Origin of the sequence: Virgibacillus sp. M23, from assembly GCF_034190895.1 — a bacterium.
GTDB classification, from domain to species: domain Bacteria; phylum Bacillota; class Bacilli; order Bacillales; family Amphibacillaceae; genus Virgibacillus; species Virgibacillus salarius.
Window position 1 is genome coordinate 23,426 of sequence record NZ_JAWDHA010000053.1, and the last position, 6,850, is coordinate 30,275.

7 protein-coding genes are annotated in these 6,850 nt (G+C 36.0%); 1 reads left to right on the top strand and 6 read right to left on the bottom strand.

The window, feature by feature from the left end:
* Nucleotides 1-390 precede the first annotated feature (390 nt).
* Both RVS70_RS16810 and RVS70_RS16815 read right to left on the bottom strand, forming a co-directional pair.
* Complete coding sequence (locus tag RVS70_RS16810) at nt 391-1,338, bottom strand: L-threonine 3-dehydrogenase (RefSeq protein WP_121603991.1); 948 nt, start codon at nt 1,336-1,338, stop codon at nt 391-393.
* A 42-nt stretch (nt 1,339-1,380) separates the two neighbouring features.
* On the bottom strand, nt 1,381-2,571 hold the full coding sequence (locus tag RVS70_RS16815) for a glycine C-acetyltransferase (protein WP_026682605.1): 1,191 nt from the start codon (nt 2,569-2,571) through the stop codon (nt 1,381-1,383).
* Between the two features lie 354 nt (nt 2,572-2,925).
* Here RVS70_RS16815 and RVS70_RS16820 point away from each other — a divergent pair, with 354 nt between their 5' ends.
* The gene (locus RVS70_RS16820; protein ID WP_255637811.1) at nt 2,926-3,057 is read left to right on the top strand and encodes a hypothetical protein; all 132 of its coding nucleotides are present in this window, start codon (nt 2,926-2,928) and stop codon (nt 3,055-3,057) included.
* A 70-nt stretch (nt 3,058-3,127) separates the two neighbouring features.
* Here RVS70_RS16820 and RVS70_RS16825 read toward each other — a convergent pair whose 3' ends face one another.
* From RVS70_RS16825 to RVS70_RS16840, 4 genes are all read right to left on the bottom strand, one after another.
* Nucleotides 3,128-3,730 (bottom strand): response regulator transcription factor, encoded by a 603-nt coding sequence (locus RVS70_RS16825; RefSeq protein WP_026682604.1) that lies wholly within the window; start codon nt 3,728-3,730, stop codon nt 3,128-3,130.
* On the bottom strand, nt 3,723-4,739 hold the full coding sequence (locus RVS70_RS16830) for a sensor histidine kinase (protein ID WP_321134136.1): 1,017 nt from the start codon (nt 4,737-4,739) through the stop codon (nt 3,723-3,725). Before RVS70_RS16830 ends, RVS70_RS16825 begins: the two co-directional genes overlap by 8 nt.
* 116 nt (nt 4,740-4,855) lie before the next feature.
* A complete protein-coding gene (locus tag RVS70_RS16835; protein WP_121603993.1) occupies nt 4,856-5,593 on the bottom strand; it encodes an ABC transporter permease in 738 nt (245 codons plus the stop codon).
* Nucleotides 5,594-6,490, bottom strand: a complete 897-nt coding sequence (locus RVS70_RS16840) for an ABC transporter ATP-binding protein (RefSeq protein ID WP_026682601.1) — start codon at nt 6,488-6,490, stop codon at nt 5,594-5,596.
* Between the last annotated feature and the right edge of the window lie 360 nt (nt 6,491-6,850).

Sequence of the window (6,850 nt, forward strand, 5' to 3'; positions counted from 1 at the left end):
TGATCATAAAGAGGCTGAGACAAAAGAATGAAGAAACAATAAAAAAACGAACGCTAATTAGTTGAAATTAATTATTGTTCGTTTTTTGGTTAAAATCATTCATTTAGCACCTGAAATAAGCGAAACTCCGGCGGGAACAGCACGAGTCCGAAGATCCACTTGATAACGTGTTTTTCCTTACCAAGTTAGCTGAGGTCCGTGCCCGCGGAAAGCGCGTATAGTTTCATGGTGCGGCGATGATACTCCTATTGATAACATGATTATTCGTATTTTGAGTAAAGAAGTTGTGTCTTGTCCCAGCCTCTTCTTTGTCAATATCTTTTTGTATCGTCCTCTGTTGTTTATCCCGATATAACGGGCAGTAAAACCCCCACTGATGGAAGTTTCACTTTATTTTACAAATTTCATACTCACCTTGTTAAGCATTTCATTCGTCATTTTGTCAAGGTCATATGCTGCCTTAAAGCCCCATTCTTCCGTGGCTGCCGAAGAATCGATACTATTTGGCCAACTGTCTGCAATTCGCTGCTTAACAGGATCTACCTGATAATCCAGTTTAAAATCTGGGATATGCTTTTGTATAGACTTAGCAAAGTCCTCAGGTGCTGCTGAGATAGCAGAAATATTAAATGCATTTCGATGCTTTAATTTGTTTGGATCTGCTTCCATTAACTGGATAATGGCATTTAACGCATCTGGCATATACATCATATCCATGTACGTCCCTTCTGCAATGCAAGACGTGTAGGTTTTATGCTTAATAGCTTCATAATAGATTTCCACCGCATAGTCTGTAGTTCCGCCACCTGGAAGCGTAACATGAGAAATCAAACCAGGATAACGAACTCCTCGCGTATCTACACCAAACCGGTGATAATAATAATCTGCTAACAATTCACCAGATACTTTGTTGACACCGTACATGGTTGTTGGGCGCTGTAACGTATCCTGTGGTGTATGATCCTTAGGTGTTGTTGGTCCAAAAGCACCTATCGAACTTGGGGTAAAAAACTGTAAATTCAGTTCCCGAGCAGTTTCTAATGCATTAACAAGGCCACCCATATTAATATGCCATGCTAATTTTGGATTCTCCTCAGCTTTAGCAGATAATAGTGCTGCTAAATGCATGACAGTATCTACATTATATTTCTTAGCAACACTATATACTTGATTAGCATCCGTTACATCAACAAGTTCAAATGGCCCTTCTGCAATGATCCCTTCTGCCTTACGGATATCTGTCCCAATAACATTTTCTACACCATATGTTTCTCTTAATTTAACGACAAGCTCTGAGCCAATTTGTCCCAAAGCTCCTGTGACTAAAATTTTCTTCATTTCACGATATTCCTCTCTATTGTTACACAATTTCCCGCTGTTTTATATAATCCCTAATTCCTTACCAACTTTCTCATACACTTGAATTGCCTTATCTAGCATTTCCTTCGTATGTGCCGCACTTGGCATATTTCTTACTCTCCCTGTACCACGTGGTACCGTTGGGAAGACGATAGACTTCGCATAGACACCTTCCTCATTCAAACGCTTACTGAATGTTTGTGTCGCATTTTCATCACCAATGATACAAGGTGTAATTGGTGTTTCACTATCACCAATATCAAAGCCTAGCTGTTGTAATCCGTCTTTCAAATAATTCGCATTCTCCCATAGCTTTTCATTTAATTCCGTACTCTCCATTAATATTTCTACTGCCTTCGTACTAGCAACAGCATCAGCTGGTGACACGGCAGTAGAAAATAGAAATGGACGAGAGCGTACCTTTAACCAATCAATTAAGTTAGCTTTTCCTGCAACATAACCACCTATTACGCCAATGGCTTTTGATAATGTACCCATCTGGAAATCAACTTTATCCTGTAGTCCAAAATGCTTCACGGTACCAGCTCCCTTACCTAATACACCAGATCCGTGTGCATCATCAACGTAAGTAATAAGATCAAATTCCTCTGCAATTTCTACAATTTCAGGGAGCTTGGCAATATCTCCGTCCATTGAGAATACACCATCGGTAATAATCATAATTTTATTATACTGACCTGATTCGACCGCTTCTTTAGCTTTTTCACGTAAATCATTCATGTCCGAATGATTAAACCGTATTATTTTTGCTTTTGATAAACGACAGCCGTCAATAATAGAAGCGTGGTTTAATTCATCAGAAAGGATGGCATCATGCTTATCCATAACTGCAGAAATAGCAGCCATATTGCAATTAAAACCAGATTGAAACGATATAACTGCTTCTGTACCTTTAAATGCAGCAAGCTTTTTCTCTAGTTCCAAATGAAGATCAAGCGTACCATTTATTGTCCGAACAGCACCTGCACCAACACCGTGTGAGTCCACTGCTTGCTTTGCTACTTCCTTTAAGCGTTCATCAGTAGCAAGCCCTAGATAATTATTAGAGGACAAATTAACTAATACCTTCCCATCGATTGTTATCTCCGGACCATTTGGACCTTGGACTGGGTCAATTTCATTATATAGACCTCGTTCTTTTAAATCTGCAATATTGTCATTTAAAAAAGAATCTAATGCTTTACTAGTCATTTTTAATTTTTCCTCCTTATTATGTAAACGATTTGCAGCTAATGAATGAAACAGCAACAATGTTTATGATAAACAACTGTTTCGCTTCATAGTATTTTATACACGATTATTTCTTCTTCAGTTTAACATAAAGCCTGAAAAATGTTTAATGAGATAAGTCGTATGAAACTGTAGGATATTGGAATAGTAGCGGCTGACTTTTTCTTTTCTTTATGTTTTACAATTGCCTGTTAAAAATGCTTCAATAACTTACAAATTTGTAAGAATTCCCACAAAAAATGTCATAAAAAACTATGGTTATTAAAAAACATTTTTATTATACTGAGTATAGAAATCACATATGGAGGAATAAACATGAAGAAAGTTCTTGTTGCCATGTTTGCTATCTTAATTATTACTTTCGGAATTTTTGGATATGTGGAATTAAATGATGATTCCAATGAAATAGTGGATAAAAATCCTAATTCTATTAAAGTAAATTCATAATATACTTCTAAACCATGAACCTACTAAATTCTACAGCTGATCATTTAACACTTACTATTCTACTTACTTTTTATATCCAGCCCTTATTTCTAGCAATTTCAACCGCTTCTATGCGGTTTTTTGCTGCTAGCTTTTGGATAATCTCTGATATATAGTTTCGTGCCGTACCGTAGGACAAATATAATGTACTTGCTACTTCCTTCGCAGTTTTTCCCATGGCTATAAGTTGAAGTATTTTTTGCTCCCGCTGATTTAAAGGGTTTTCATCTTTAAGTATTCCTACCATTAACTCCTGACTATAAACCTGCTTCCCTGCTGCTACCTGGCGTATACCTGCAGAAAGTTCATCAATAGAACGATCTTTTAATAGATAGCCATCAATGCCTAATTTTAGTGCTTTTTCAAAATAACCAGGTTTTTGGAAGGTAGTTAAAATGATAACTTTCGGACCATTCTCTATACGCTTTACATAGTCAGCAACTTGCAACCCATCCATTACAGGCATTTCAATATCTACCAAACAGATATCTGGGTTTAAGGTTTGAATAAGCTTTAATGCTTGTTCGCCATTAGTTGCCTGACCAATCACTTCCATATCCTCCTCTAAATCCAATAAAGAACTGAGCGCCCCCAATAACATTTTTTGATCTTCTGCAATTACAATTCTATACATATGTTTCCACATCTTTCTTTACTTTAGGAACCTGCATTTCCAGTACACTACCATTCGTAGTATGTACAGTCAACGCTCCATTAATTAAAGATAACCTCTCTTTCATCCCCTTTAAACCATTCCCTTCTCCCCATTCCCGGGATTGCCCAATTCCATCATCTGCCACGATTAAGTATGTATTTTCAACTGTATCCTTTAAATCAATCCAACAATAAGATGCTTTACTATGTTTTATAATGTTTGTGACCGCTTCACGTAGGCATAAACTAAGCATACTCTGCTCGACTATTGGTAGACTCTCCATATGAATATTTATGTTCGTATGAACTTGTATGTTAGCAGTTTGTAAAATATCTTGTACATAAATAAGTTCTTCCATAATGGTATGAGACTTCATACTGGTTACTAATTCCCTCACTTGATCCAGCGCTATCCTAGATGTTAATTCTATTTCCTTAACCTCTTGTTTAGCCCTGTTTTTATCTTTTGTTATCAAACGTTCAACTAGCTGACTTTTCAGGGTAATTAAAGACAACGTATGGCCAAGCGTATCATGTAAATCACGGGCAATTCTTGTTCTTTCTTCCCGTTTAACTAGCTCTTTTATTTTTGCATTAGCTTCATCTAGCTCGCTTTCCAACTCCATTCGTTTATTCATTGAACGTATTCCAAATGGGGCAGCAAGAATTACCACTACAAAAGGGAGAGCGTTCAAAAAAGGAAATGAATGTGTAATAAAACCATGGTATACCAATGGTACTCCAATTGTACATGCAAGCCAGCCCCAGGCAATATGGAATTGCTTTTTCTCTAAGTACCATGAAATAAAGTTTACAGTAAAAAAACTTAAGTACATAAAATTATAATGATAAAAAATACTTTGGATACAAATAATCACCATTTGTATGCCTAGCCATATAGAAAAAGACGTATGACTAGTAATGTAGTAGAGTTGTCGATATGATACAGTAAATAATATTAATAGAAAGAAGCCTAATAATTTCTTCATCCCCACCTCATCCCACAGAAATGAAATAGGGATAAATAAATATACTAAAAATATGTATGGATATAAGCCATATTTGAATGGGAAAATGGAAAACCTGCATTGCTTTACCAAGCTAATCACACCACCTCTTGTCTACGTCTTATATAGGTTGATAATATCATAAATAAACCCGTAAAGAAGAAAAGAATTAGCATATTACCCCAATGTGGAGTATTCCCTCGTATTATTTCCCAGGGACCATTAACAAAATTATAGGAGGGTAACCACTCGGCTATTGCTTGCAGCCACTTAGGCATAGTATCTAAAGGCATCCACATACCACCTATTAATGCTAATGCAAGAAAAAGGATATTACTTACACCATTTGCAGTATCCACTTTTTTCATAGTACCAATGAGTGTCCCTAATGTTAAAAATGCAAAAGAACCTATTATAATCCACAAACCACTTATTATCCATTGCATAGCAGTTAGGGAAACACCATTTATTACAAAGCCAGCAAAAAATATTACAATAATCGATAATAGATGAATACAACTTTGTCCAATCATTTGACTCAATAAATAGGTTGCATTAGACAGAGGAGTCACTTTTATAAATTTGATCCAACCAGTCGACTTCTCTTGAACCATCCGTATACCTAGTGACATGATACTTGACCCCATCACACTAAATGTAGTCATCGACATTAAATAATGTGACGCCCAGAGTTCTCCATCACTCACTCCAACATTTATCACGTTTGTAAAAACAAAATAAAAAATGACAGGAATACATAGAGACCAAAAAACATAGTACGGATTTCGAAATGCCCTTTTCATCTCGGCCATAGATTGATAATATAAGACTCTCATTTATTTACTCCCTTCTTTGACTAAAGTGTGAAAGACATCTTCCATCTTGCCTTTATCAATTTGAATATCGTATGTGTTTGTTTGATGTTGAGTAATGTAAGAAACGATAGAGTCGGTATCCTTGGTCTCAATATATATTCGGTCGTATCGTTGTTCAATACCGATAATAGCTGGGTGCTTCAATTGAGGTATTCCCGTATCATTATTTATTTTGAATGATACATACTGTTTTGAGAGTTTTTCTTTTATCTCGTCTGAAGAACCATTAGCAATTACACGTCCTTTATTAAACAGAATAATTCGATTAGCGATATCATCAGCTTCATGTAAATAATGTGTCGTAAAAATAATCGTCTTTCCTTGGTTTGCTAGTTGAGTAACTCCTTGCCAAAAAGATGCCCTAGATATCGCATCCAAACCATTAGTTGGTTCATCCAGTATAAGCACTTCTGGATTACCCGCTACTGCTAACGCAAAATTCACCCTTCGCTTTTGACCACCTGATAAATATTCAACTTTATTTTGAAGCTCTTTGGTTGTTAATCCTGTTATTCTTATCATGTCATCCAATAAAAGTGGTTTTGTATAATAGGAACGAAATAGCTTAAGTAGTTCTCTAACAGTTAATCTATCCATTAAGCCTGTTTCCTGAAGCATAACACCAATTCTTTGCTTAACAAGTTGATTTCTTGGGTCCATTCCTAGCAAACGAACCGAACCAGCTGTTGGTGTTAGTAAACCTAAAATGATGGATAAAATGGTTGTTTTACCAGCGCCGTTTGGCCCTAACAGGGAAACTACTTCACCCTGTCTAATTGAAAATGAAACAGTATCTAATGCACTAACCGTAGTATATTTTTTACTTAATCGATTCACTTCGATTATCTTACTAGACATTCTACATCAGCTCCCTTTTCCTAAGTTTAGTAGATATAAGTGCGTAAATTTTAGTATAGTATGTCACAAAGTATAGTTGACAGTTGTCATTTTTTAACCGCAGATATCACAAATGCATTTTTCTGCTGAAATAAAAAGGGGCTGGGACAAAACCCAGTAAAATAAAAAGTGGTACTCGCCAATAATTTGGTGAGTACCACTTTTTTAGAGATTTATGTACGCAAAAGGGATAACTTCTGGTAAAGTTAAAGTAATCACACCCAAACAGAACCGGAGGTATCCCTTATGTTTAAACATTATACCATGAATCAAGTCGTTTTGCCTTTAGATTTTGAAATGAAATTACAAGAAAATGATATC